We start from the raw sequence: 24389 nt of genomic DNA, 5'->3' as shown, positions 1-24389 counted from the left end.
CGTTATTGCCCTCCAATGGAGTCGGCGTCACGCTGGGTCTCGCGGAGCTGAAGGATGTCGCCCTCGCGGACTGGACCCAGCACGTTTCGCGTGATGATACGGCCCTTGTTGGACCCTTCACGGATGCGGCATTTGACCTGCATGGCCTCGCCGTGCATCCCAGTCTTTCCAACGACTTCGATGACTTCCGCAGGCGTCGAGTCGCTGGCTTGTTCGTCCGCGCTCATGGTCGGTTATCGAAGGTCCTCGACCTTAGTCGCGATGTCCTCGACATCGTCGGCGGCTTCGCCAGCGTCGACGATGGCGGCAGCGGCACTGCCGACTTCGAGACCGGCAGCGTGGCCGATGTCGTCCTGCGTCTCGACGAAGATAAACGGAATACCCTTCTCGTCTGCGAGTTCGGGGAGGTGCATGACGATCTCCTCGGGGGAGACGTCCTCCGCGATCAGGACGAGCTGGGCGTTGCCGCGCTCGATGGACTTGGTCGTTTCGTTGGTTCCTTTCTTCACGATACCAGTATCTCGGGCGACCTCGAGCGCCTCGACGGCGCTGTCAGCGAGGTCGGCCGGTACGTCGAAATCTACGTAGACTGCCATTGTTGGTCACCTAAATCCTGCTCGCGGGCTCGACTCCCTCGCCGGCGTCACCCGTCGGTCGGTCGCGACGGGTGGGCATATTCCCTACGGCGAGGAGGTTCATCAACCCCGGACAGGCTGTAACCATTCCTTACTTCGGACCCCATAAAAGCGCTTTCAAAATCTCGACGGCGTGCCACGCGTCCGCACGCCCCGTGAGACGCGTATTCGCGGTTTCGAGACCATCCGACGTTTCGAGACGTTCGTCGCGCGAGGCAATTCGAGGCGAATCGACCCACGAAAGTGAATACACTCGCCGAAAAACGAGAGGTATGACCAACCCCGGCGACGACGCTCACGACGACGACACCGTCGGCAGCCTCGACGTCGCGTCACTCGCTGCGGCCCGCCGTGGCGAGGCGATGGCCACCAACCAGCGTCGCCTCCTCGTCTTCGCCGGTGACCGCGACGCCGGCATCGACGCTGCGTTCGACGTCGTCCGCGGTGCCGACGTTCCCGACGACGAGGTGACGTTCGTCACGACCCGCGAAGGATTTCGCTTCAATAGCGTCGACCCCCGACAAGCATCACGCCTCCTCGGGACCACGCAGACTATCGTCGTCCTCGATGCCCACGAGGATTTCTCGGCGAACACCCTCGGCCGAATCGCTGGCACCGTCGACGGCGGCGGCCTCCTCGTGCTTCTCACGCCGCCACTCGACGAGTGGCCCGACCGCCGCGACTCGTTCGACGAGCGCCTCGCCGTTCCGCCGTACACGAGAGACGACGTGACCGGGCGCTTCCGTGGCCGACTCGTCTCGACACTTCGCGACCATCCCGGTATCGCCATCGTGAACCTCGACACCGGAACTGTCGAACGCGACGGCGAGTACAGACAGGGAATCTCGCTCGACAGGTCACTCCCTTCGGTCCCGAAAGACGGGCGATTCCCCCGTCGCGCGTACGAAGACTGTCTCACGGCCGACCAGTCGGACGCACTCGGCGCGCTCGAGGGACTCGCAGAACCGGGCGCTGCAGTCGTCGTCGAAGCAGACAGAGGACGAGGGAAGTCGAGTGCCGCCGGACTCGCTGCCGGAAGCCTCGCCGCTGAGGGACGCGACGTGGTCGTCACTGCCCCCGGCCGACGCAACGCCGCCGAAGTGTTCGTCCGCGCCGAGCGCCTCCTCAGCGAACTCGACCGCCTCGAATCGGGGAGCGCCGACGAGTACATCCTGCGGTCCTCGCGAGGCGGACAGGTCCGCTACGTTCCCCCAACAGAGGCTGGTTCCGCAGTCTCCATCGCCGACGCGCTCGTCGTCGACGAGGCCGCCGCGCTGCCTGTTCGCCTCCTCACGTCGTTTCTCGACGCGCCATCGGTCGCGTTCTGTACGACCGTCCGCGGGTACGAAGGCGCGGGCCGCGGGTTCGCCGTCAGATTCCGCGACAGACTCGACGAGTCGTCGCACGAGGTGACCGACGTTCGTCTCGACGACCCGATTCGGTACGCCGGCGGCGACCCAGTCGAATCGTGGACGTTCAGAGCCCTGTTACTCGATGCGCGCCCGCCAGTCGCCCAGTTGATTGCGGAGGCAACTCCGGAAACCGTCGACTATCGGACGCTCTCGCCCGACGAGTTACTCGCGGACGAACACCTCATGCGTGAGGCGTTCGGCCTCCTCGTCCTCGCTCACTACCGAACCGAACCCGACGACCTGGCCCGCGTCCTCGACGCGCCGAACCTGACGCTCCGGGCGCTCACCTTCGACGGCCGAGTTGTCTCGGTCGCGCTGCTCGCCCGCGAAGGGAACCTCGGCGCTGAGACCCGCCGCCACATGTACGACGGTGGTCGAATCCGCGGCAACATGCTCCCCGACGTATTCACGAGTCAACTCCGGGACGAAGCGGCAGGAATCCCGGTGGGCTACCGCGTGATGCGAATCGCGACCCACCACGCCGTCAGGTCGTCAGGTCTCGGGTCGCATCTCCTGTCCGAGATTCGCGACGAGTTCGCGGGTGACGCAGATTACCTCGGCGTCGGATTCGGCGCGACACCCGAGCTCCTCTCGTTTTGGCAGGAGAACGAGTACGGGACGGTCCACCTCTCGACGACGCGAAACGACACGAGCGGCGAGTACTCCGCGCTCATGCTCCTGCCGCTGTCGCCGACGGGGAGCCGCCTCCACGACAGGCACGCCGAGTGGTTCGTCCAGCGTATCGGTGACGTACTCGGGGACGCACTCTCGGATATCGACCCGGACGTGGTCCGTGCTGCACTCGCCGCCGTCGGGGAGGCCGGTCGACGTGCGCTCGCCCGAAGCGGAGGCGGCCCCGGGACCGATTTCGAACCCGCGCTCACGGACTACGAGTGGCGTGTCGTCGTCGGTGCGTCCTACGGCCCTGGCCTCTATACGACCGCTCCCGGCGCGTTCCGTCGCCTCGGACTCGTTCACCTCCTCGACCCTAATCGCGCGTCGCTTTCGGACCGCAAAGAACGCCTCGTCGTCAGAAAGGTGTTACAGACGCGTCCGTGGTCGTCTGTGGCCGACGAACTCGGCTTCCACTCGACGGCACAGTGCATGCGTGCCCTCGGCGACGCCTACGAACCACTCGTCGACGAGTACGGAAACGCGGTGGCAGACGCCGAACGCGAGCGCTACACGTAGCCCCCACTCACTCGCGCGGCGGTACACCGATAATCGTCCACGACGAGGAGTGCGTATGGCCGAGTGTAGCGAAGCCGACTGCGAGAACGTGGCGACGGTCAGACTCTACATCCCGTGGGACGCCGACAGAGACGTCTGTACGGCACACGGGCGAGCGCTCGTCCAACAGGACGGTGTCGTCGCCGAACCGCTCGACGGTGCAGAAAAGAACTGGTCGTAGTCGGTTGGTTACCGGAGCGTGACGGCCATCATCACTTCGTCGACGTACTCGCCGTCGATTTTGTAGTGACCCTCGCGGACCGCTTCAGTCTCCCAACCGTGGCCTTCGAGGAATCCGATTGCAGTCTCGTTGGTCGCCGGAACGCTGTTGTACAGCTTCTCGAAGCCGTGTTCTTGCGCCCAGCCGACTCCTTTCTCCAGCAGGCGACTCCCGATACCGTGACCACGGAACTCCGGTCGGGTGCCGACTGTGAGGACGGCCGTGTGACTCAGTTTCTCCGCTTCGGGTAAGTCGAGGTGGACCCACCCGACGAGTTCGTCTTCGACGGTGGCGACGAACACCATTCGAGAACTGACGTCGTTGTGTCTGAGGACGACCTCTTCGTGGTCGAGGACGTCCGCGACGGTTTCGGCTTCGATGTATCGTCCCTCGTCGGCGACTTCGTGGATGGCATCGACGAGGCTCTCGAGGTCGACGTCCTGTGCCATCCGAATCGTCACGTCGAGGCCGTCGAGGTCTGTCGTCTCTTCTGTCTCCTGCGCGTAGGCGACTTCGACGTGTTTGCCCACTTTGCGGATGTAGCCATCTCGTCGCAGGATGGTGAGGTGGGCACCGAGGGCCGCCGGTTCGAAGTTGAGCGCCCGCCGTACCTCGTCTTCTCTGACAGTGCCGTGACTCTCGATGTATTCGTAGATATCTTTGCGGTCTTTGTGTCCGAAATTGAGACTGTCAGTAACTTCCATGGTACAGTGTCACATCCCTAGTTAATAATTGTTGTTCGTGATTGATGATTACTCGATATCACGTGCGGCGCATCTGGGCTGTGATGTGAGACACGATCTGGGTGCTGGTGGTCATCCGCTGTGAGATGCTGAACTGTGAGACAGGTAGAAAGAGCGGGCCACACCCGAACACGGAGTGGCCCGGTCGACGTGCGTGTCTCAATACCGTTCTGGGACGCAGGTCAGCAGCTGTGCCGTGTCGACGACGTTGTGTGTCCGCAACAGCAGCTCTGCTGCTTCTCTGATGGTGAACTCGGTGTCGAACTCGACGCCATAACACCGAGCGTACAGCGTCAACCAGTCGTTGAGCGCGCGCTGGAGGAGTCGGAACTCCTCGCTGGTGAACTCGACCATGGTCCCACCGGTTCGTGCCTCGATGTAGAGCGAGACGACTGGACCGACACCATCGCGCGCACACGCCAGTGCTCGCTCGTCTGCCGCCGATTCCGGTGGTGGGTCGAACTGGTCGCGTTCCCGTCGGGCCGCCGCAGCGAGCGAGCGAACACGCTCGCCGAACCGAACGTGTTCTGGGTCGCGGCCCCTGTCGTCGGGTCGGTCGTGGCCGTTCGACCGATGGCCACCGTCGACCCGCGTCGACTGTGCTGTGTCCCCGGTCACTGGCTTATCCCCACTTGAACTCGACACCCTTGTCGCCGCGTGGATGTTCCCATTCGGTGTCCGCGACGATGGCACACGTCCCACACTCGACACAGGGTTGCGTGTCGAGACTGACCACGCGTTCTTCGGACCCGTTGGTTCGCACGACTTCTTCGCGGTAACAGCCACCACCGAAGTCGACTGCCGAGACGGGGCAGGCCGCCACCGCAGCACCACTCGCCTCCCACGAGTTGTCGAGGACTTTGATGTGCGGGTTGCCGATGTCGGTGTCGTAGGTCAGGTCGCCGATGCGCTCTTCGAGCGTCGGCGGTGTCACCGAATTCGTGCCCGAGACGGGCGTCCCCACTTCTTCTGCGATGACCGTGGGCAGTGTGACGTAGGGCGTCCGCGTGTCCGGAATCATCGCCGAGAGCGACGGACGGTTGTAGAGTCCTTCGAGTTGCCCCGATAGCGCCCGAACGCCGAACCGGCCAACAGCGGATTTGAGCACGGAATCGACGACGCCGGAGACGGTGTCGCCTTCGGTAATCCCGCGCATCATCTCGTAGCTCCGCGGTCGGAGTTTCTGCATCACGCCTTCGGACCGGAGTTTGTTAGCGTAGTGTGACCCCGCCTTCTCGGGTTCGCTGCGGCCTTTCGCCTCTGCGTACGCTTCGGCGGCGAGTGCACCGGCCGAGACGGCGTGGTTCATCCCTTTGATGATTGGCCCCTGCGCTTGCATCTGGCCGGCAGCGTCGCCCACGACGAGCAGACGGCCGAAGTGGGGTTCGCGCAATGCCACCTTCTTCGAGTCGGGGACGAGTTTCGCGCTGTACTCGAGTTCCGTGTAGTCGTCACCCAACCACTGGCCGAGCAGCGGGTGGGTCAACATGGCGTCTAAGAGTTCGTGCGGTTCTGCCTCTTCGGCGACGAGACTGTCGAGGTGGAAGACGGTCCCCAGCGAGAGGGTGTCCTGGTTCGTGTAGAGGAAGCCACCCCCACGGACGCCCTGGAACAGGTCACCCGAGAACAGATGTGCGACCCCTTCGTCTTCGTCGATATCGAACCGGTCGGCGATGACGTCGCTCGGCATGTCGACGACGGCCTTGACGCCCTGGAACCACTCTTCGGGCTCGTCCCAGTCCATCAGTCCCGCGTCGCGGGCGAGTTCGGAGTTCACCCCGTCGGCGGCGACGATGACGTCGGCCGTAATCGGGTCGAGTTCGTCCGTCGTGACGCCGACGATTTTCCCCTCCTCGCGAAGCAGGCCATTGACGTGAACACCGGTGAGCAGTCCACCACCAGTCTCGCGCGTGCGTTCGTGAACTTGGTCTTCGAGCCACGAATCCATCTTTCGCCGGAGGACGGAGTCCGACCACTCGGTGTCGTGTTCGTGGAGCTCTGTCAGGTCGTACGACTCGACCCGGTCGCCGGCGAGGTTGTGGATGCGGTAGTCCGTGATTGGGCGCTCTGAGGCCTCCTCGCGGAATCCGGGGAACAGGTCGTCGATAGTGTAGGGCGCAGACTCTTCTGCGTAGATGAGGCCGCCCGAGACGTTCTTCGACCCGGCTTCGACCCCGCGTTCGAGGACGAGCGTCTCGATTCCGTAGTTGGCGAACGTCGCTGCTGCGGCCGCACCGCCGGGGCCTGCCCCGACGACGATTGCTTCGTAATGTTCGTAGTCCGTCATTGTGAGTTACCGTTGGTTTTCGAGGGCCCGCCATCGCTGGCGAGTACTTCCTCGAATCGTCCGTCTTTCAGTGCCTGCGTCAGTTTCGGGAGCACGTCGAACAGGTCGCCCTCGATGAAGTAGTCGGAGAAGTCGCGGATGCGTGCGTCCGGGTCGGTGTTGATGGCGATAATCGTATCCGACTCGTCCACTCCCACTTTGTGCTGAATCGCACCGGAGATGCCCGCCGCGATGTACAGTTTGGGTGCGACGACCTGTCCAGTCTCTCCGAGTTGTCTGTCTTCGTGTGTGTACTGTTCTACGTGACCGTCGAACTGGAACGACCCAGTGACGATACCACGGGTGACGCCGACTTCTGCGTCTTCGAACTGGTTCGCGAGTTCGAGGGTCAGTTCGACGCCCTTCGTCGGGTTGTCACCGATACCCCGACCGAACGCGACGATGACGTCGTGGCCAGTCAGGTCGATACCTTCGTCCAGCTGGTCGTGGTCGGTCACGTTGACGCGGAACCAGTCGTCGTCGAGTGGTGCGTCGTGTTCGACGACGAGTCCCTCGCGTTCTGGGTCGCCGTCGGGGATGTCGAAACTTCCCGGGATGACGGACCCGCCCTGCGGGTGGAACTCCCGCGTCGGGTTGTCGATACAGAGAATCGTCGAGTACTCGAACCCGGAGAAGTCGGGACGCTTCATGTGAAGCACGCGTTCGAACTCCTTTTTCTCGCCGGCGACGCCGGTCTTGACGGGGTTCGAGATAATCGAGTTCTCGATGTAGAGACCCGAACAGTCGCTGGCGAGTCCAGAGTCGAGTTCGGCCTGCACCAGCGCCGAGAGGTCACGGCCGTTATTCGTCGCCGGGAAGAGCGTGTAGCGCGGTTTGTCGTAGTCGCGCCACTCCTCGTCGCGGCCATCCATGACTTCGCCACGGTTGTGAGTCGCCCCGGCACGCGCCATGTCGCAGAATATCTCCGTGTACGGCTTGTGCTGGAAGCGTTCGAGTCGGTCGTCTTCGCGGACGACGGCCACGTCCGCGCCGTAGGCGATGACGTCGTCGACGTGTTTTGACACGTCCGACCCGATGAGGACGGCGACGACACGTTCGTCTTCGTCGTAGTCGTCGTTGTACTGGTCCATCAGCTCGCGCGCCTTGCCGAGCATCTCTTTGGACACGTCGATGAGTTCGCCGGCCTGCGTCTCGCAGTAGACCCACATGTCGCGGTAGACGCCGCCGTGGAGGGAGCGAACGTGACGCTTGTCACGCGTCGGGTGGTCGAGGTCAGGGTGCCGCTCTTCTGCGGTTCGTTCGTCGACGTCGGCAACTGTGGCTTCCTCGTCGCTTCCCTGTACGGAGTCGATGCGCTTGTTGATGAGACGCTTGACTGCGCCCCGGTCTTCGCCCGCTTCCTCTGCTTCGAGGAGCGCTTCGAGGTCGTCGATTTCGTCGATGTCCTGAAGCGCGTTCCCCACGTCGGCCGTACTCATCGATGCGAGGTCGAGGCTGCCGGCGTCGGCCGGTTCCTCGTCGTCTTCGGAGAACTTCTCGATGCGACTCTCGATGAGTGCGATGACGGGTGCGCGGTTCTCCCCGCGATGTTCGGCCTGAAGAATCTCTTCTAACTCGCCAACGTCCTCGATATCTTTGAGTGCCGGACCGAGCTCCGAGATTTCGTACTCGCTGGGGTCGAAGTCAGTCATGGTCAGTCACCCTCCGCCGCAGAGGCGTCGCCACCGGCTGCCGACTGCATCGCTTCGAGCACCTCGGTCATCCCCTCGGTGTCGCTCGGGTCGACCATCGTCGCCTCACGCTCTGCTGGCGCTTTGGGGATGGGGTCGACAGACGAGACGATGGTCGGCGAGCCGTCGAGGCCGATGTAGTCTGGGTCGACGTTGATGTCGGCGTGGTCCCACACTGTCAGGTGGTCTTCGTAGTCTGGCGCACGCGCTTGTGTCTCCGCCCGCAGGTCTTTCAGTGTGAGCCGCTCGCCCGCCGTCCGGTACGACGGCACGTACTCGGGGTCGGTGACGACGAACGCCGGAAGCGAGACTTCGACCGTCTCGATCTCTTCGATGTCGCCTTCGACCAGTCGTTTCGCCCGCAGCGTTCGTTCTTCTTCGTCGATGTCGAGCGAGATGACGTGGGTGACGAGCGGCATGTCGAGACACCAGTTCGTCTGCGGCCCGGTGTGGCCCGTCTCACCGTCTGCCGTCTTGAAGCCCGCAAAGACGATATCTGGCATCTGGTCGAGATTTTCGATGCCCGCACTGAGCGTAATCGCCGTCGCCCACGTGTCGGCTGCCGCCATCTCCCGGTCCGAGACGAGATAGAGATCGTCGGCGTAGACCGTCTCCATCGCCTCCTGAAGGACTTCCTTGTATCCGGGCGGACCCATACTCATCACGCTGACGGAGCCACCGTGTCGAACCCGTGTCTGGAGTGCTGCCTCCAGCGCGAACTTGTCGTTCGGGTTCATCACCGTGGGCGTCTTCCCGCGCTCGAGGTGCCCGTCTTCGTCGAACGATACCTGTCCCTCGCGAAAGTCAGGGACCCCTTTGGTTAGTACCACCGTGTGCATTGAGAACACTCTCTACTTAGTGCTAGCACATATTCATAATAATCTTTTGTGCTACCCGGGTGGAAATTCAGCGATAGCGTTCGCTCTCGACTGGGCACACGAGCAGGCGTAACTGACGGTGTGCCGACTAGATGCGCCCTGCTCGACCGGGGTCGACGTCGATGGCATCGACCGGACAGACGTCGACACAGAGCATGCAGTCGATACACTGGTCTTCGTGGGTTGGTTCGGCTTTGATATCGGACTCCGGGTGACCGGGTGAGTCGACCCACGTGAACACGTCGACGGGGCAGTCTTCGAGGCACGCACCGTCTGCGAGACAGATATCGAAATCGACGGCGACGTGCGTCCCGTGGATGCCGAGTTTCTCCGGCGGGTCGGTCGGGCCCCAGACCGCGACACCGCTTCCATCGTCGACACGTTCTCTGTTCTCTTCGAAAGATGGGTCGATTGGCATGGTTCTTGTTACCATTCCGTTGACAAGGGTATAAATCATGCCCCGAATCGGTGCCGATGGTGTCTACTCGGTGGGGTGATTATGCCCCGGTCCCATTAGGGGTGTATGGACCTGTTCTTCTGGCTTGCGCTGGCCCTCCTCGTCGTCGGCGTCGCTGGGAGCATCTTGCCGTTCCTCCCCGGCGCGATTCTCTCGGTGGTCGGTGTCCTCGTCTACTGGTGGTCGACCGGATTTTCCGACCCTGGCCTGCTCTGGGTGTTCAGTCTGCTCGTAGTTGGCCTCATTGCGATTGTCACCGACTACGGTGCTGGCGTCATCGCCGCCCGTGTCGGCGGTGCATCGACTCGGACGGCCATTCTCGCCGGCGTGGTTGGGTTCGTCCTGTTGTTCGTCCTCGGTCCCATTGGGCTGGTTCTCGGCGTCGCGGGGACCGTCTTCGTCATCGAATATCTCGAACATCAGGACACCCATGAGAGCGGACGACGGGCACTCTACACGACGATTGGCGTGCTCGCATCCTCTGTCGTGCAGGTGTTACTCACCGTCTCGATGCTCGTCGGGTTCGTCGTCGCCGTAGTGTTGTGAGGAGGTCTGGTCTCTGTTTCGGATATAAATCTTCGCGGAACACGAGTGGTAGCTCAGCGCGGCAACCAAAGAGAGCCCAGCGCAGCAACCAAAAAGAGTCAATCTGCCGGCGACGCCACTCCCACCGCTGTCACGTCTCGACGCGGCATCTCGCCGGGAGTTATACGACTTCTCCAACGGCACCGACTAACAGCGCGACCACCAGTAGCGCCGCGAACAACAGGAGCCACCAGTTGTCTGCCACGATTCGATTGGTTTGGTATGGCATTTCTCAGCACCAATGTTAACATAGGTCATGGAGGTGCTTATTCGTTCTGGGCCGCCGAAATCCCGCTCACGACGACGTTCGCTGACGCCGATTCCTCGACAGCGCCGCGAGAGCGACGGTGGTCACACCTCCGCAACGACACGGGCGGGTGCGCCGTCGGCATCGACACGAAGCGGCAGCACGAACAACTCGAACGGTCGGTCAGTCGGGAGTGCGTCCAACCCACGGAGATTCTCGACGATGAACCGACCCGCACCGAGAACTGCGTGGTGGACGGGCACGTCGTCACCGCCAGTCGGGTCTGGGCTGAGTGCGTCGATACCGACAGCGAGTCCCCGCTCGGCACACCATCGTCCTGTCTCGGGTGCGAGCGCAGGGTGGTCGGCCATTCGGTCGGTCCCCCACTCGGCTTCCCATCCCGTTCGGAACACGAGACAGTCGGTAGTCGGGTCGAGGTTGGTCGGAATCGCGTCTGGCGAAACGAGGCCGTTTGCGCCAGCATCGCGGCAGTCCACCAGTCGAGTGGTGACCCGAAAGTCTTCGACCGAGAAGGCGTCGAGTGTCGCGCCATCGGGTTCGGTGTGTGCCGGCGCATCGACGTGAGTCCCCGTATGGGTGCCGAGTTCGAGACGGGAGACGCGGTAGCCGTCTGTGTCGAACTCGGCGTGTGATTCGACCGATACCGGCGGGTCGCCGGGGTAGGTCGGCATGTCGGATTCGACACGTCGCGTCAGGTCTACGAGGGTCACGACTTGCCCTACGCGGGCGGTCGTAAAACGAGTGTTCGTGTGTAATCGGCGGGTCTGTTGTGGACGTTACTTGTGTGCGAAGTAGACGAGCGTCTCGTCACTGCCGCGTTCGTCCACGCGGACGAATCCGACGCGCTCGAACTGGACGAGTTCGTCGACCGGAACGTCACCGAAGTCGGGTTCTGCGACACCCAGTACGTCTTCGTGCATCGTGCGCATCCGAACCGAGACGCCGTCGGTGGGTGCCCAGTGAATCACGGCCACGTCGCCTTCGCGAACTACGTCGAGGTCGTCGCCGGTTGCGACGAGCGTCTCTCCGTCGCGGCGAACTGCGCCGAAGCCTTTCAGCCAGACACGCTCGCCCTCTGCGGGCACGTCGCCCGATTCGAGGAGGACGCTGTCGCCGACAGGGATGTCGCGAGTGCCTCGGTCTTCGAAACTCGGGTGGAGTGGCGGGTGTGCGACGTCGGGGCCGCCTTCGATGGCGAATTCCGCTCCGTTTCGGACGAAGAAGTAGCGGTCCGTCTCGTCGTCGACGAGGTCACGGTTGTTCGCGTAGATAGACGACATCGAGAGGTCGACGTTCGACGTGGAGGTTCCGAGGGCGACCATCGCGTCGACGATAGCCTGTCCGCGGATTCCGCGGCGACGAAGACTCTTGATGGTCGGGACGCGTGGGTCGTCCCAGCCGTCGAGTTCGCCCGCGTCGATGAGTTCCTTGATGCTCGACGTGGACATCTTCACGTCGTAGTCGTCGACCTGCACGTGGCCCCAGTGGATGACCTCGGGGTACGCCCAGCCGAAGTAGTCGTAGACGAACTGCTGGCGCTTCGCGGAGTCCTGCAGGTCGATGCCGCGGATGATGTGCGTGACGCCCGTGAGGTGGTCGTCCACGCCGGACTGGAAGTCGAGCATCGGCCACGCGCGGTACTCTTCGGCCTCTGGTCGGGGGTGCGGCGTGTCTATCATCCGGAAGGCGACCCAGTCACGCAGGGCGGGGTTCTTGTGTTCGATGTCGGTTCTCACCCGCAGGACCATCTCGCCGGAGGAGTACTCGCCGGCGACCATGTCCTCGAACTCTTCGAGCGTCGTCTCGCTGTCCTTGTCGCGGTGCGGACACGGCTTGGCGTTGTTCTTCAGGTTCGAGAACTCCTCGCCGGAACACGAACAGGTGTACGCACCACCCATCTCGATGAGGTCGCGGGCGTAGTCGTAGTACGTTTCGACCCGGTCGGAGGCGCGAATCACGTCGTCGGGTTCGAAGCCGAGGAATGCGATATCTTCGAGAATCGCGTCGTACGCGCTCATGTCGGGGCGCTTCGTCTCGGGGTCGGTGTCGTCGAAGCGGACGATGAACGAGCCATCGTACATCTCCTTGTACGTCCCGATGACCGCGGGCATGCGTGCGTGGCCGAGGTGCCACGGGCCGTTGGGGTTCGGCGCGGCGCGCATCCGAATCTCGTCGTAGTCGTCCGCGTTCGGCAGGTCGGGAAGCAGGGCGTCGTCTTCTTCGTCTTCGGCTTCCATCTCTGCGAGTTCCTCGGGGGCAAGTTCTTCCAGTCGCTCGCGCTTGTCTGCCGCCGAGAGTTGGTTGACGTTCGCGACGACGGGGCCGATGAGTCCCGGAATCTCGCCACCGTGCTGTCGGAAGTCGGGGTTCTCGCCCATCAGCGGGCCCATGATCGCGCCCACATCGGCGTCGCTGTCGTGTTTGACCGCGTTGAGGAGTGCGTGTTTCTCCGCTTCTCGCTCGACACGTTCTCGAAGCTCGTCGTCCATTATGGTCCGATTCCGCGGCACGCCTAAAAACAGGCCCGGATTGCGGGGACGGGCTCCTCGCGCGGGCAGGGGTACGTGAAATGCTAACACGCCTATACAGATATCAGTTGCGGCGGTCTGCTCGCCACTCAGACGGTGAGAAACGGTGAGTCGGGCGGTCCGTCCACCAGAACCGACGACCGATGTCGGGGACGTTCAGTACCCGCGGGTGATGAGGTAGTCAGCGATGTCGGACAGCAGGCCGCGTGCCTCGTTGTCCGGAAGGACGTCGAGCCGCGCTTTCGCCTGCTCGGTGAGGTCTTCTGCCATCTCACGGGCGTAGTCGATGCTGCCGGCGGCTTCGAGTTCCTCGACGGCAGCCTCGACGTCGGCTTCGGTGAGTTCCTCGGCCGACGCTGCATCGACGAGGTTGTCCACGTCGATACCCTGCTGGCGTGCGTGTAGGGAGATGACTGTCTCCTTGTTCTCGACGAGGTCCGAGCCTCGCTGTTTACCCAGTTTCTCCGACGGGACGGTCAGGTCGAGCACGTCGTCTTGAATCTGGAACGCGCTCCCAGACTCGATACCGTACTGGTAGAGCGCTTCGACGACATCGTCGTCGGCACCCATGAGGACGGCCGGGATGGCCGCCGCGGTACCGTAGAGGACGGCCGTCTTGAGTTCGACCATCGTGAGGTACTCGTCGGGCAGCACCTCGGTGCGGCGCTCGAAGTCGATGTCGAGCGCTTGGCCTTCACAGATTTGCGTACACGTGGTCGCGAGCCGACGGACGGCTTCGAGGCCGGCCGCTGGGTCTGCCCCCGTCTTCGTCAGCAGCTCGAACGCCTTCGCGTAGAGCGTGTCGCCGGCGAGAATCGCGGTCTCCGTGTCGTACTCTTTGTGAACCGCCGGGACGCCGCGCCGAAGGTCGTCGTCGTCCATGATATCGTCGTGGATGAGGGTGAACGACTGGATGACCTCGATGCTCACGGCGGCAACCATCACGTCGATGGCGTCGCCAGCGAGCGTCGGGAACTCGCGGTAGTCTTCCGACATCGGTTCCACGTCCGCGAGGGACTCGGCCGTCAAGAGTGAGACTGTCGGGCGGAGACGCTTTCCGCCGGCCTTCAGGAGGTACCGAGAGGCCTCGTAGAGCCGCTCTGGCTCGGCCATCGGCACGTCCTCGTCGAGCGCCTCGTTGACGAGTTCGCGTCGCTCACGAATCGCCTCGAGCACTCGCTGTTCCGTCGCGTCCGAACTCATCACTCCACCAGTTGGATCATGTTGCCGTTCCGCGTCACGTGGACGTCGCGGCCGAGGGCGTAGCCCTGACTCTCTGCGAGGTCCACGTACGGAGCGAAGCCTTTGAGGTTCTGGTGGGCCGGGATGACGTGCTGGGGCTGGAGCGCCTGCAGCATCTCGTAGTGGCCTTCCTCACGAAGGTGCCCAGAGACGTGGATGTCGTCGTAGATGCGAGCACCCTGCATGCGCAGGAGACGCTCGGACTGGTAGCGCTGGCCTTCGTTGGTCGGCTCCGGGATGACCCGAGCCGAGAAGATGACCTTGTCGCCGTCGTCGAGTTCGTACGGCGTCTCGCCACGGCCCATGCGGGTGAGCATCGCGCGCGGTTCGCCCTGGTGACCCGTGACGATTGGCAGGTAGTTCTCCTTGCCTTCCTTCATGATGCGCTTGAAGGTACGGTCGACGGACTTGCGGTGGCCGTACATTCCGAGGTCGTCCGGGAGGTCGACGAAGCCGAGGCGTTCGGCGGTGCCGGAGTACTTCTCCATCGAGCGACCGAGAAGGACTGGCTGCCGGCCGATGTCGTTGGCGAACTCGACGAGCGAGGAGACACGCGAGATGTGAGACGAGAACGTCGTTGCGACGATTCCGCCGTCGTAGTCCTCGACGGAGGTCATGACGTCCTTGAGGTGGCGACGAGCGACGGATTCGGAAGGCGTGCGACCCTTCCGGCCGGCGTTCGTACAGTCTTCGATGTAACAGAGGACGCCGTTTCCTTCGCGGCCAATCTCACGGAAGCGCTTCATGTCGATCGGGTCTTCGAGGACCGGCGAGTGGTCCATACGCTTGTCGAGCCCGTAGACGACGGCACCTTCCGGCGTGTGGAGGACCGGGTTGATGGCGTCGATGATGGAGTGTGTGACGTGGACGAACTCGAGGTCGACCTGTCCGGAGTCGCCGATGGACATCGTCTCACCGGCACTCATCTTGATGAGGTCGTTGTTGACGTTGAACTTGTTCTCGCCCTCGATCTGCTGTTTCACCAGTTCGATGGTGAACGGTGTCGCGACGATGGGTGCGTCGTATCGGTGGGCCAGCTTGGAGATGGCACCGATGTGGTCGAGGTGGCCGTGCGTCGGCACGATTGCCTGCACGTCACCTTCGAGGTCGCTCATGATACGGTCGTCCGGGATTGCGCCCATATCGATCAGGTCGAGGCTGTGCATCTTTTCCGTCTCAACGTTGTCGTGGATGAGGACCTGCGACAGGTTGAGACCCATGTCGAAGACGACAACGTCGTCTCCGGCACGGACGGCCGTCATCTGACGGCCGACTTCTTCGTATCCGCCTATGGTTGCGATTTCGATTTCCATGGTTTGAATTCTCGATATTCCGAGCATCGAAAGCCACGATGTGGCGAAGGTGCTCACGGAAAGACGGGTGTCTGGGGGCCATCGGCCCCGGCGTCTTGCAGCTCGTCGGTCGATTGACCCCGCGTGCGAGATGCCCTAACCGGTCGATTTGGGTACATCCGCACTTACCCGCGGGTTTCTGGTATTCGCACCTACTCACCGGGGTACTAAAAACTACGTGGGTTCATCGCGCCCGCACAACTGACACTGTCTTTCGAAGGCTGTGAACTCGCGGTCCCCCGAATACCCTGGACGCTTACGTCCTGAACCCGCGCGATAGCCGCCGAATGGTAGATATGGATGACTGTTGCTGATTCGTGCGGTTCGGCACCTTTAAGATAATTACGGGACGGAATTGAACTATGAGCGGTCGACCTCTCGACGTCCTCGAAGCGTCACTCGACGAACCGGTGACAGTTCTCCTCAAGGACGGCAACGCATACTACGGCGTCCTCGCTGGTTACGACCAGCACATGAACGTCGTACTGGAAGAATCGCTGGACGAAGACGCGGTGCCCGGGGATATCGAACTCGAGCAAGTCCAAGACACAACCATTATACGCGGCGATAACGTCGTCACCATCAAAGCATGACGGGTGCAGGAACCCCTAGCCAAGGAAAGAAGAACAAGACGACGCACGTGAAGTGCCGTCGCTGCGGCGAGAAGTCCTACCACGTGAAGAAGAAGGTCTGCTCGTCTTGCGGCTTCGGTAAGTCGAAGAAGCGTCGCAGCTACGCCTGGCAGTCGAAAGCCGGCGACAAGTAACGACCCTCGACGGTCTCTGACCGTCACATTATCTCCTGTCTCGCCTCTCGTGGGCGAGCAACAACATCGAGTTCCTGACGCTCCGTCCGTCTTCGATTCTATGCGACTCGGTACCAACCGACTAGCTACACAGAGACAGGTCTGGCGGAGAGACAGGTGTAGCGGAGTCGTGTCGAACGGTCGCTCCGACACGAACTGCCTCGCCCACCATGTATGCACGTTCGTGAACATTCTCCGGTGTCGAAACCCGCAGTTACTGCATAAGGACGGGTTTTTTACCCCCTCCCTCCTCTAATTCCACCTATGGCAAATGGGCGGGACGACTCCCACCACCTCAGCGGACCAACCGAGAAGTGCGGTGTCGTCGGCGTTGCACTCGACGAACGAAGCGCTGCACGACCCCTGTACTACTCGCTGTACGCACTCCAGCATCGGGGCCAAGAGTCCGCAGGCATCGTCACCCACGACGGGTTCCAACAACACAGTCACGTCCAGATGGGTCTCGTCGGCGACGCGTTCAGCGCGGCGGACCTCGATGGCCTGAACGGACAGGCCGGCATCGGCCACGTTCGGTACCCCACTGCAGGCGACGTCTCGAAGTCCTGCGCACAACCCTTCGCCGTCTCGTTCAAGTCGGGGTCGCTCGGCCTCGCACACAACGGCAACCTCGTAAACGCCGACGAACTCCGGGACGAACTGGAGAATCTCGGTCACGCGTTTACCTCCACTGGCGACACGGAAGTCATCGCCCACGACCTGGCGAAGAACCTCCTCGAAGAGGACCTCGTCCGCGCCGTCAAGCGAACGATGGAGCGTATCCACGGGTCGTACGCGCTGACCATCATGCACGACGAGACGGTCCTCGGCGTCCGCGACCCGGAAGGGAACCGTCCACTCTGCATCGGCAAACTCGACGACGGCTACGTCCTCGCGTCTGAATCTGCGGCAATCGACACCCTCGACGGGGAACTCGTCCGCGACGTTCGACCGGGCGAACTCATCGTCCTCGAATCTGATGGGTCTGGATTCGACTCCTATCAACTCGTCGAGCGCGAGAACACGGCCCACTGCTTCTTCGAACACATCTACTTCGCCCGACCCGACTCCGTGATGAACGACACCCTCGTCTACGAGGCACGACGTGGCCTCGGGCGCAAACTCTGGGAAGAAGCAGGTGTCGATACCGACGTGGTCATGCCGGTCCCCGACTCGGGGCGAGCGTTCGCCTCCGGATACGCCGAGGCGGCCCAGGAAGACGACGCGAGCGTCGAGTTCGCAGAGGGGCTGATGAAGAATCGCTACGTCGGCCGGACGTTCATCATGCCGACACAGGACGAACGCGAACGCGCTGTTCGCCTGAAGCTCAACCCGATAAAGAGCACTGTCGAAGGCAAATCTGTAACCATCATCGACGACAGCATCGTCCGCGGAACCACCTCGAACCAACTCGTCGCACTCCTCCGTGAGGCAGGTGCCGAAGAAGTCCACATGCGAATCGGTGCACCACCCATCATCGCACCGTGCTACATGGGAATCAACATGGCCACGCGGGAGGAACTCATCGCCTCGGACAAATCCGTCGAAGAAGTGTGTGACACAATCGAGGCAGATAGTCTCGCGTACCTCTCTATCGACGCCGTCGCGGACGTTCTCGAGAAGTCACGGACTGACCTCTGTCTCGGGTGTGTCACCGGCGAGTATCCCTACGACATCGACGGTGAGGCGACCGACCGTGACATCAGTCGCCCCATCGTCGGTGCGGACGCCCCCGCCGACGACTAACGCCACTTCACGTCACGTCACGCATCCTGACTCTCAGCGGAATCCGTGATAACATAATCAACGCGCCGTTTCTTTTGGGTTCCGTACGTATCTCGATGCGTACTTCGCCCCCCCCAGAAACCGGGTGTCGGGCCGGAGTACGCACGGAGTGCGATACCGACGATGCGAGGTGAGAGACTCTTCGTGAGTCCCCGCCACGTTCAGTCACGTGACCTGCCGGTCACACACCGTACCAACCCCTGTTCAGGGAAGCCAGCGCGGTGGGAGATGGTCCCACCAACGTCCCCGAACAGGGAACTCCCTTTCCGAACTCAGTAGACCACGTAGAGGAGGACGTAGACGACGTCCCCCAGCACGAACGAGATAAGCCAGAGTGACGCTGCGATACGGCCGAACCGTGCGTGCTTCGTGTCGAACACCTCTGCGATGGGTCGGGTCAGCGCCAGGAGGAGGACGTAGTAGACCACCGGGACGCAGACGATTGCGAGGAGGATGTGAACTGCGAGCGTCGGCAGGTAGACGAACTGGTAAACCGAGTCGGGTCCGGGGAAGGTTTCGGTCCCCTTGACGACGAGTTTGTAGAGGTAGAGGACGAGAAACGTCGCGAACAGGCCGAACGAGGTGAGCATCATTCGCCGGTGGTTCTTCGTTTCACCGCGCCGGATGAATCGAACGCCAGCGAGAATCGCCACGATTGCGACGGTGCTGATTGCCGCGTTCATGTGCGGAATCGCGTTCAAAACGCTGTCCGGTGCCTGCGGAATCGTCCCTCGCGGAATCGCACCGAGAACCGCGCCGAAGACGAGTGCGAGCGAGACTACCGAGAGGACAGCAGTGAGGCCGCGGACGTGGTCGCGTGCTCGAAGTTCCATGGACGTAGTGGCGGGTTGTAACGGGAAAATCGTTCTGTCCAGTATCGCGCTACGTCGCCTGCAAACGCCCGACATTGCCGAGTCGAAAGGAAAGTCATTTAAATTACCGTGGGGTACACGGAAGTGCAGTAAGACACAGCGAGCGTGGGTAGCCAAGCCAGGCCAACGGCGCAGCGTTGAGGGCGCTGTCCTGTAGAGGTCCGCCGGTTCAAATCCGGTCCCACGCATCGTATATGCGAACTCACAGTTCGCAATGAGGCGACGAAGTCGCCGAATGATGCAGGTGATTTCCTACATGGACATCACCCACGCACAATCCTTCGAAACCTACCGCCCACGAGGGACTCCTCTCGTGGGATTTTCCACCTTCACACACAGAAAGCGATGGCGCTGTCCTGTAGTGGTCCGCCGGTGAGAATCCGGCTTGCCGGATTCGAACGTCGAGACGAGCGAACGCGAGTCTCGGAAGTTCAAATCCGGTCCCACGCATCGCATATGCGAACTCACAGTTCGCAATGAGGCGGCGAAGCCGCCGAATGATGCAGGTGATTTCCTACACGGACATCACCCACGCACAATCCTACCGAACCTACCCCCACGAGAGACTCCTCTCGTGGGATTTTCCACCGTTCACTGACAGCAGAGCGAGTCTACGCTCTCGAAAGACGCTCGCCACCCCCTCGTGGTGCCGCGAGTTTAAAAGGGTCGAACGAGTAACACGCCACATGGCCAAGTATTCGACGAACCGGGGCGGCGGTGACTCCGGCGGCGATAGTTGCGAACTCTGCGGGCGAACGACGACGAAACTCCGCCGAGCGAACGTCGCGGGTGCGAACCTGCTGGTCTGTTCGGACTGCGCACCCCACGGTGAGAACCGTCACACCGACAAGAAACGCGAGGGCACGCAGTCTACTCGTGACGACTCCGAACGCAGTCGTCGTAAACGCGCCGCCCAGCGGACCGCGAAGATGTACGACAGCGCCAAGGGAAGTTCGAAACACTGGGAAGAGAAAGGGACGAACTACGAGAAGGACCGGCTCCCGTATCTCGTCTCCGGATACGGCGGAATCGTCGAGTCTGCTCGACAGGAGGAGGGTCTCCAACTCGGCGAACTCGCTGAGGAACTCGAACTCAAAGAGAAACAACTACTCGCCATCGAACAGGGGCGAGCGACGCGGGCGAACATCGGTGGGTCGGTCATTCGGGCACTCGAAGACCGCCTCGATGTGAGTCTGGTCGACGAGTAGCACGATTTTTCTCTCTCGGGCGTCTCGTCGCCCACATGTCATCCGCGCTCGCATCTGACAACCCAACGGTCCGGGCCTTCGAGGCGTCTGTCACCGATATCGACGGGACGGCAGTCGTCCTCGACGAGACGTACTTCTACGCGGAAGGCGGTGGACAACCGTCGGACCGTGGCGTTCTCGGCGATACCGAAGTCGTCCACGTCCGAGAAGTAGACGGTGCTGTCGTCCACGAACTCGCTTCCGAACCCGACTTTTCTGTCGGTGACGAGGTGACCGGCGTCGTCGACGACGACTTCCGAACCTACTGCATGCGAGCGCACACTGCCAGTCACGTTCTCTACGGCGCGGCGCGCCACATCTTCGATGACCTCGGCTACGGTGGATTCGGAATCTCTGACGAGAAGGTTCGCGTGGATTTCGAAACGACGACAGAGATCGACGACGCCGCCCTCGTCGAGTTAGAACGCCTCGTCAACCGTGCTGTGTGGGATACGCGAGACGTGTCGTGGGAAGAGATTCCCGTTGCAGAAGCCCGCGAGCGCGAGGAAATCGCGTTCAACGTCAAGACCGAAGAAGGCGTCTTCGCCGACTCCGACACGGTTCGAATCGTCACCATCGAGGGGTGGGACTGGGCTGCCTGCGGCGGCACGCACGTCTCGAACACCATCGAAATCGGACCCCTCGAAATCCTCGGTCGGTCGAACCCCGGTGAGGGATTGACGCGAGTCGAGTTCACGGTTGGACCGTCGGCCATCGACCACCGCGCAGACATTCAGCAGTCGGCATACGAGGCGGCGAGTGCCCTCGGGACGAATCTCGAAGACCTCGGGTCGGTGGCAACGACTGCAGTCGAAGCCAGAAACGAACTCGAATCTGAACTTCGCGACCTGAAGGCGGAAGTCCTCAGTTCGCGTCTCGCGCAGTTCGAGACGGTAGAACGCGATGGGATGATGTGGAAGGTCGGGTCAGTGGCCGGATTCGACGCCAACGAAGTCGGTGAGGCGGCCAAAGCAGCACGCGGGGATGCCGACGTTATCGTCGCCGTTGGCGAGTCGAGCGCGCCGTTCGTCGTCGTTGCGAGCGCCGGTGATATTGCTGCGGGCGACGTCGTCTCCGAGGTGACCGACGAATTCGGAGGCGGTGGTGGCGGGAGCCCAACGTTCGCGCAGGGTGGCGGTATCGGCGCTCCCGCCGACGAGGTGCTGGCGTTCCTCCAGAACTGAGCAATCGCCCGCCCAAGTGGCAGTCTCGTAACCGAGGCGTCACATTCTCGCGGCCGTTCAATCATCTTTTTCAATGATGGTCCGTAGTGACTACCATGGAATCAGTAGGGTCTGCTACGGGTCTGACTGACGAGCAACGGGCCATCAAAGACCTGGTCCACGAGTTCGCTGTCGAGGAAATCCGCCCGACTGCCCGCGAGGCCGACGAGACGGAGACGTTCCCAGAAGATGTGTGGGACGGACTCGCGGAACTCGACCTCACCGGGTTGACCGTCCCCGAGGAGTACGGCGGATTCGGTGCCGACCGAACCACGTACGTGGTGGTCAACGAGGAACTCGCCTACGGCCAACTCGCCGTCGCCACCGCACTCTCGGTTCACTGTCTCGCCACCGAGTGCATCGCGGAGTTCGCCACCGAGGAACAGAAAGAAGAGTGGCTTCCGAAGATGGCCGACGGACGCCCAGTCGGCATGTTCGCGCTCTCGGAACCCGAAGCGGGGTCGAACCCCGCCGAGATGTCCACCGTCGCTCGCCGCGAGGGTGACGAGTACGTCATCAACGGCAAGAAACAGTGGATTACCAACGGCCAGCGCGGCGGTGTCTGCATCCTTTTCGCGAAGACGGACCCCAACGACCCGAACTCAGTCACGCAGTTCCTCGTGCCCAAAGACGCCGGCTACGAAGTCGGGAAGAAAGAAGAGAAACTCGGTCTTCGTGCCTCCGACACGACAGGCCTCAACTTCGACGACGTGCGCATCCCCGCCGAAAACCGACTCACTGAAGAAGGTCGCGGCCTCTCTGCGGCGTTCCATATCCTCACGGGCGGCCGGATGGGCATCGCGGCGCAGGCGACCGGTCTGTCGCAGTCGGCACTCGACGATGCTATCGCCTACGCAAATGAGCGCGAACAGTTCGGCAAACCAATCTCGAAGATTCAGGCGATTCGCCACAAGATTGCGGAGATGGGGACGAAAGTCCACGCGTCGCGTACGCTGGTCCGCGAAGCGGCCCGCGTCGCCGACGCCGGCGAAGACCCACGGACCGCCGCGTCGATGGCGAAGTACTACGCGAGCGAGGCCGCAGTCGACGTGACCAACGAGGCCGTACAGGTTCACGGTGGCTACGGCTACACGACCGACTTCGAAGTCGAACGCTACTACCGCGACTCGAAGATCACGACCATCTACGAGGGGACGAGCGAGATTCAGAAGGAAGTCATCGCTCGGTCACTTCTGGACTAACTCCCGATTTTCGTTTTTCAGGCGACAGATTTTGCTTTCCGGCGTGCGACGGCGATACCACCCGCTCCGACAGCGGCGAGGAACAGACATCCCACGAGTGTCACCCACGCGCCGGGTGCGGGGATGAACGCTCCCTGCCACGACTGAATGAACCAACCGACTGCGACAGCGCCGCCGACACCGACGACGAGTTCACCGCGTCGCAACCGGCGGCCGGCGAGTGAGAGAGACGAGAGTAGGATGACGGCAACGAGGAGCGCGATTCCGTGCGGGAGTTCGAGTCCACTTCCCATCCCGGGGTAGTAGATGGTGATGACCGGGCCCTCGTGGTTCGGGTCCACTTGTACCCACGGCATGAGGATTCCCGCCACGACGACGATGGAGGGAAGGACCGGAGCGAACCTTTCACGGAGAGCGGGCGGAATCCGCTCTTGGAGGGTGGAGGACATGTCGTTCGAAATGTCACTGTCCAGTATAGTCTTTCTCCCGAAGCGTCTTTTCACTCCGGCACCCTACTCCGACCAATGAGTCTCCCAGACCTCGCCGATTTCGATGCCGTCGTCTACGACCTGGACGGTACACTCGTGAACCTCCGCGTCGATTGGGACGACGCCGCGACCGACGTCGCGCTCGTCCTTCGAGACGCTGGTATCGAAGCCACCTCGATGGACCTGTGGGACATGCTCGACGTGGCCGACGAAGCGGGCGTCCGCGACGAACTCGAACTCGAACTCGCGTCACACGAACGACAGGGGGCGTGGGTTTCTGACCTGCTCCCGCTGGCTGACTACCTCCCTGACGACGGGGTTCCCTCCGGCGTCTGTTCGCTCAACGCTGAGGACGCTTGCCGCGTCGCCCTCGACGTTCACGACCTGTCGCACCACGTCGATGCCGTCGTCGGCCGCGACACCGTGGCGACGCGCAAACCCGACCCAGAGCCGTTGCTGACGACGCTCGACCGGATGGACGCCGACCCCGACTCGGCGGTGTTCGTCGGCGACTCCGCCCGCGACGAGGTCACCGCAGAACGTGCTGGTGTCGCGTTCAGATACGTCGATGGCGGTCCTTCGGGCGTCTAACGAGGTGAACATTGCGAACAGGCGGCACTCTGCTCTCGCGAGGCGACGTGCCGCACACCCGCGTCGCGCCCCGCGGCGATGGTCAACGCACGGGCCGTCTGGCCGCGTGTTCGTATATAAATCTCAGCAGCGGGAGGATTCGACCCGCCGTGTCCGTTAAGCATCCCGAAGCCTACGAATTCTCCATGGGATTTCCGGTCTCGTACTACTGCCCGCACTGCGGTGCCGTCGTGGAACTCGAACGCGACGGCTATCTCGCCGACAAGTCGGTGACACCGTATCCGCTGGAGGGATGGGAGTACGCCACTCCGGTGGATGAGTTCGAAGACGCCGATGGCGTCCACTTCGTCTGCGGCGAGAGCGAGGCAGCTCGTGTGTCGTGGACAGAACTGGTGAGCGACGCCGACGACGTCGAGAACCCCGGATTGGATTCGCCCTGCGGACGCGACTTCTACCTCTCGTTCGTCAAGTACGAGAACGGCCGAGAAGTCGAATCCGTCCCCGAGACAGATTACGTCGTCATCGGGGGACAGGGGCCAGCGAGTCCCCGCGGGCCGAAGCCCGGACCACGCGGCCCGGGACCGTTCTGAGACTGTTTTCGACGAGGGCTGT

25 protein-coding genes and 1 tRNA gene are annotated in these 24389 nt (G+C 62.4%); 12 read left to right on the top strand and 14 right to left on the bottom strand.

The genetic code is table 11. From position 1 onward, the window contains the following. Positions 1–2: 2 nt before the first annotated feature. Together ACK3SC_RS15070 and rpl7ae are read right to left on the bottom strand one after the other, a co-directional pair. Complete coding sequence (locus ACK3SC_RS15070) at positions 3–227, bottom strand: 30S ribosomal protein S28e (protein ID WP_004060228.1); 225 nt, start codon at positions 225–227, stop codon at positions 3–5. A gap of 6 nt (positions 228–233) precedes the next feature. Next, positions 234–596, bottom strand: coding sequence for a 50S ribosomal protein L7Ae (gene rpl7ae, locus ACK3SC_RS15065; protein WP_416841025.1), 363 nt, complete (start codon positions 594–596; stop codon positions 234–236). 311 nt (positions 597–907) lie between these two features. Between rpl7ae and tmcA the strand changes: the two genes are divergently transcribed. Continuing rightward, positions 908–3238: a tRNA(Met) cytidine acetyltransferase TmcA gene (gene tmcA / locus ACK3SC_RS15060; RefSeq protein WP_416841024.1), complete on the top strand. Its 2331-nt coding sequence runs from the start codon at positions 908–910 to the stop codon at positions 3236–3238. A 55-nt stretch (positions 3239–3293) separates the two neighbouring features. After that, positions 3294–3458: a hypothetical protein gene (locus tag ACK3SC_RS15055; RefSeq protein ID WP_416841023.1), complete on the top strand. Its 165-nt coding sequence runs from the start codon at positions 3294–3296 to the stop codon at positions 3456–3458. Between the two features lie 8 nt (positions 3459–3466). Here the strand turns inward: ACK3SC_RS15055 and ACK3SC_RS15050 are convergent, their stop codons facing one another. The 6 genes from ACK3SC_RS15050 to ACK3SC_RS15025 form a co-directional block, all read right to left on the bottom strand. Continuing rightward, a complete protein-coding gene (locus ACK3SC_RS15050; RefSeq protein WP_416841022.1) occupies positions 3467–4201 on the bottom strand; it encodes a GNAT family N-acetyltransferase in 735 nt (244 codons plus the stop codon). A 198-nt stretch (positions 4202–4399) separates the two neighbouring features. Then, positions 4400–4858: a hypothetical protein gene (locus ACK3SC_RS15045; protein ID WP_416841021.1), complete on the bottom strand. Its 459-nt coding sequence runs from the start codon at positions 4856–4858 to the stop codon at positions 4400–4402. Positions 4859–4862: 4 nt separating this feature from the next. Beyond that, the gene (locus tag ACK3SC_RS15040) at positions 4863–6527 is read right to left on the bottom strand and encodes an FAD-dependent monooxygenase (RefSeq protein WP_416841020.1); all 1665 of its coding nucleotides are present in this window, start codon (positions 6525–6527) and stop codon (positions 4863–4865) included. Then, entirely contained in the window at positions 6524–8218 is a 1695-nt protein-coding gene (locus ACK3SC_RS15035) for an electron transfer flavoprotein subunit alpha/FixB family protein (RefSeq protein ID WP_416841019.1), read from the bottom strand. The genes ACK3SC_RS15040 and ACK3SC_RS15035 overlap by 4 nt, the downstream gene beginning before the upstream one ends. A 2-nt stretch (positions 8219–8220) precedes the next feature. After that, entirely contained in the window at positions 8221–9096 is an 876-nt protein-coding gene (locus ACK3SC_RS15030; RefSeq protein WP_416841018.1) for an electron transfer flavoprotein subunit beta/FixA family protein, read from the bottom strand. Between the two features lie 127 nt (positions 9097–9223). Next, entirely contained in the window at positions 9224–9553 is a 330-nt protein-coding gene (locus tag ACK3SC_RS15025) for a 4Fe-4S dicluster domain-containing protein (protein ID WP_411963865.1), read from the bottom strand. A gap of 105 nt (positions 9554–9658) precedes the next feature. Here ACK3SC_RS15025 and ACK3SC_RS15020 point away from each other — a divergent pair, with 105 nt between their 5' ends. Then, positions 9659–10138: a DUF456 domain-containing protein gene (locus ACK3SC_RS15020; RefSeq protein WP_416841017.1), complete on the top strand. Its 480-nt coding sequence runs from the start codon at positions 9659–9661 to the stop codon at positions 10136–10138. Between the two features lie 390 nt (positions 10139–10528). Here the strand turns inward: ACK3SC_RS15020 and ACK3SC_RS15015 are convergent, their stop codons facing one another. The 4 genes from ACK3SC_RS15015 to ACK3SC_RS15000 form a co-directional block, all read right to left on the bottom strand. After that, positions 10529–11155 carry a cyclase family protein gene (locus ACK3SC_RS15015; protein ID WP_416841016.1) on the bottom strand — a complete coding sequence of 209 codons (627 nt, stop codon included), beginning with the start codon at positions 11153–11155 and terminating at the stop codon, positions 10529–10531. Between the two features lie 66 nt (positions 11156–11221). Then, the gene (locus ACK3SC_RS15010; protein WP_416841015.1) at positions 11222–12934 is read right to left on the bottom strand and encodes a glutamate--tRNA ligase; all 1713 of its coding nucleotides are present in this window, start codon (positions 12932–12934) and stop codon (positions 11222–11224) included. Positions 12935–13129: 195 nt separating this feature from the next. Further along, positions 13130–14176, bottom strand: coding sequence for a geranylfarnesyl diphosphate synthase (gene idsA3, locus ACK3SC_RS15005; RefSeq protein WP_416841014.1), 1047 nt, complete (start codon positions 14174–14176; stop codon positions 13130–13132). Then, positions 14176–15528 (bottom strand): RNase J family beta-CASP ribonuclease, encoded by a 1353-nt coding sequence (locus ACK3SC_RS15000; RefSeq protein WP_416841013.1) that lies wholly within the window; start codon positions 15526–15528, stop codon positions 14176–14178. The genes idsA3 and ACK3SC_RS15000 overlap by 1 nt, the downstream gene beginning before the upstream one ends. Positions 15529–15929: 401 nt before the next feature. Here ACK3SC_RS15000 and ACK3SC_RS14995 point away from each other — a divergent pair, with 401 nt between their 5' ends. The 3 genes from ACK3SC_RS14995 to purF all read left to right on the top strand — a co-directional run bounded on the left by ACK3SC_RS14995 (position 15930) and on the right by purF (position 18115). After that, a complete protein-coding gene (locus ACK3SC_RS14995; protein ID WP_416841012.1) occupies positions 15930–16160 on the top strand; it encodes an LSM domain-containing protein in 231 nt (76 codons plus the stop codon). Continuing rightward, positions 16157–16333: a 50S ribosomal protein L37e gene (locus ACK3SC_RS14990; RefSeq protein WP_082682159.1), complete on the top strand. Its 177-nt coding sequence runs from the start codon at positions 16157–16159 to the stop codon at positions 16331–16333. The genes ACK3SC_RS14995 and ACK3SC_RS14990 overlap by 4 nt, the downstream gene beginning before the upstream one ends. A gap of 303 nt (positions 16334–16636) precedes the next feature. Next, positions 16637–18115, top strand: a complete 1479-nt coding sequence (gene purF, locus ACK3SC_RS14985) for an amidophosphoribosyltransferase (RefSeq protein WP_416841011.1) — start codon at positions 16637–16639, stop codon at positions 18113–18115. Between the two features lie 311 nt (positions 18116–18426). Here the strand turns inward: purF and ACK3SC_RS14980 are convergent, their stop codons facing one another. Next, on the bottom strand, positions 18427–18987 hold the full coding sequence (locus ACK3SC_RS14980) for a DUF420 domain-containing protein (RefSeq protein ID WP_416841010.1): 561 nt from the start codon (positions 18985–18987) through the stop codon (positions 18427–18429). Positions 18988–19129: 142 nt separating this feature from the next. On the opposite strand from ACK3SC_RS14980, the gene ACK3SC_RS14975 reads away from it, so the two are divergent. The 4 genes from ACK3SC_RS14975 (at position 19130) to ACK3SC_RS14960 (ending at position 22698) form a co-directional block, all read left to right on the top strand. Further along, positions 19130–19214, top strand: a tRNA-Leu gene (locus ACK3SC_RS14975). 498 nt (positions 19215–19712) lie between these two features. Then, on the top strand, positions 19713–20234 hold the full coding sequence (locus ACK3SC_RS14970; RefSeq protein WP_416841009.1) for a transcriptional regulator: 522 nt from the start codon (positions 19713–19715) through the stop codon (positions 20232–20234). 35 nt (positions 20235–20269) lie between these two features. Continuing rightward, positions 20270–21457, top strand: a complete 1188-nt coding sequence (locus tag ACK3SC_RS14965) for an alanyl-tRNA editing protein (protein WP_416841008.1) — start codon at positions 20270–20272, stop codon at positions 21455–21457. Between the two features lie 95 nt (positions 21458–21552). Further along, positions 21553–22698, top strand: coding sequence for an acyl-CoA dehydrogenase family protein (locus ACK3SC_RS14960; protein ID WP_416841006.1), 1146 nt, complete (start codon positions 21553–21555; stop codon positions 22696–22698). Positions 22699–22715: 17 nt separating this feature from the next. On the opposite strand, the gene ACK3SC_RS14955 is transcribed toward ACK3SC_RS14960, so the two are convergent. Then, a complete protein-coding gene (locus tag ACK3SC_RS14955; RefSeq protein WP_416841004.1) occupies positions 22716–23147 on the bottom strand; it encodes a hypothetical protein in 432 nt (143 codons plus the stop codon). A gap of 75 nt (positions 23148–23222) precedes the next feature. Between ACK3SC_RS14955 and ACK3SC_RS14950 the strand changes: the two genes are divergently transcribed. Further along, a complete protein-coding gene (locus ACK3SC_RS14950; RefSeq protein WP_416841002.1) occupies positions 23223–23777 on the top strand; it encodes an HAD family hydrolase in 555 nt (184 codons plus the stop codon). A 185-nt stretch (positions 23778–23962) separates the two neighbouring features. Continuing rightward, positions 23963–24367: a hypothetical protein gene (locus tag ACK3SC_RS14945; RefSeq protein WP_416841001.1), complete on the top strand. Its 405-nt coding sequence runs from the start codon at positions 23963–23965 to the stop codon at positions 24365–24367. The last annotated feature ends 22 nt before the right edge of the window (positions 24368–24389 follow it).

The sequence above is a fragment of the Haloferax sp. DFSO52 genome, assembly GCF_048158745.1.
In the GTDB taxonomy this organism is placed as follows: Archaea; Halobacteriota; Halobacteria; order Halobacteriales; family Haloferacaceae; genus Haloferax.
The sequence above is the reverse complement of the archived record's forward strand: the minus strand, read 5'-3'. Positions and strand labels throughout refer to the sequence as shown.

What these genes read in the sequence shown, in the direction of transcription:
- ACK3SC_RS14965 (WP_416841008.1), top strand. Translation starts at nt 20,270, where the DNA reads ATGTCATCCGCGCTCGCATCTGACAACCCAACGGTCCGGGCCTTCGAG.
- idsA3 (WP_416841014.1), bottom strand. Translation starts at nt 14,176, where the DNA reads ATGAGTTCGGACGCGACGGAACAGCGAGTGCTCGAGGCGATTCGTGAG.
- rpl7ae (WP_416841025.1), bottom strand. Translation starts at nt 596, where the DNA reads ATGGCAGTCTACGTAGATTTCGACGTACCGGCCGACCTCGCTGACAGC.
- ACK3SC_RS14995 (WP_416841012.1), top strand. Translation starts at nt 15,930, where the DNA reads ATGAGCGGTCGACCTCTCGACGTCCTCGAAGCGTCACTCGACGAACCG.
- ACK3SC_RS15035 (WP_416841019.1), bottom strand. Translation starts at nt 8,218, where the DNA reads ATGACTGACTTCGACCCCAGCGAGTACGAAATCTCGGAGCTCGGTCCG.
- ACK3SC_RS15030 (WP_416841018.1), bottom strand. Translation starts at nt 9,096, where the DNA reads ATGCACACGGTGGTACTAACCAAAGGGGTCCCTGACTTTCGCGAGGGA.
- purF (WP_416841011.1), top strand. Translation starts at nt 16,637, where the DNA reads ATGGCAAATGGGCGGGACGACTCCCACCACCTCAGCGGACCAACCGAG.
- ACK3SC_RS15025 (WP_411963865.1), bottom strand. Translation starts at nt 9,553, where the DNA reads ATGCCAATCGACCCATCTTTCGAAGAGAACAGAGAACGTGTCGACGAT.
- ACK3SC_RS15055 (WP_416841023.1), top strand. Translation starts at nt 3,294, where the DNA reads ATGGCCGAGTGTAGCGAAGCCGACTGCGAGAACGTGGCGACGGTCAGA.
- tmcA (WP_416841024.1), top strand. Translation starts at nt 908, where the DNA reads ATGACCAACCCCGGCGACGACGCTCACGACGACGACACCGTCGGCAGC.
- ACK3SC_RS15020 (WP_416841017.1), top strand. Translation starts at nt 9,659, where the DNA reads ATGGACCTGTTCTTCTGGCTTGCGCTGGCCCTCCTCGTCGTCGGCGTC.
- ACK3SC_RS14990 (WP_082682159.1), top strand. Translation starts at nt 16,157, where the DNA reads ATGACGGGTGCAGGAACCCCTAGCCAAGGAAAGAAGAACAAGACGACG.
- ACK3SC_RS14945 (WP_416841001.1), top strand. Translation starts at nt 23,963, where the DNA reads ATGGGATTTCCGGTCTCGTACTACTGCCCGCACTGCGGTGCCGTCGTG.
- ACK3SC_RS14950 (WP_416841002.1), top strand. Translation starts at nt 23,223, where the DNA reads ATGAGTCTCCCAGACCTCGCCGATTTCGATGCCGTCGTCTACGACCTG.
- ACK3SC_RS14955 (WP_416841004.1), bottom strand. Translation starts at nt 23,147, where the DNA reads ATGTCCTCCACCCTCCAAGAGCGGATTCCGCCCGCTCTCCGTGAAAGG.
- ACK3SC_RS14980 (WP_416841010.1), bottom strand. Translation starts at nt 18,987, where the DNA reads ATGGAACTTCGAGCACGCGACCACGTCCGCGGCCTCACTGCTGTCCTC.
- ACK3SC_RS15000 (WP_416841013.1), bottom strand. Translation starts at nt 15,528, where the DNA reads ATGGAAATCGAAATCGCAACCATAGGCGGATACGAAGAAGTCGGCCGT.
- ACK3SC_RS15040 (WP_416841020.1), bottom strand. Translation starts at nt 6,527, where the DNA reads ATGACGGACTACGAACATTACGAAGCAATCGTCGTCGGGGCAGGCCCC.
- ACK3SC_RS15070 (WP_004060228.1), bottom strand. Translation starts at nt 227, where the DNA reads ATGAGCGCGGACGAACAAGCCAGCGACTCGACGCCTGCGGAAGTCATC.
- ACK3SC_RS14960 (WP_416841006.1), top strand. Translation starts at nt 21,553, where the DNA reads ATGGAATCAGTAGGGTCTGCTACGGGTCTGACTGACGAGCAACGGGCC.
- ACK3SC_RS15010 (WP_416841015.1), bottom strand. Translation starts at nt 12,934, where the DNA reads ATGGACGACGAGCTTCGAGAACGTGTCGAGCGAGAAGCGGAGAAACAC.
- ACK3SC_RS14970 (WP_416841009.1), top strand. Translation starts at nt 19,713, where the DNA reads ATGGCCAAGTATTCGACGAACCGGGGCGGCGGTGACTCCGGCGGCGAT.
- ACK3SC_RS15050 (WP_416841022.1), bottom strand. Translation starts at nt 4,201, where the DNA reads ATGGAAGTTACTGACAGTCTCAATTTCGGACACAAAGACCGCAAAGAT.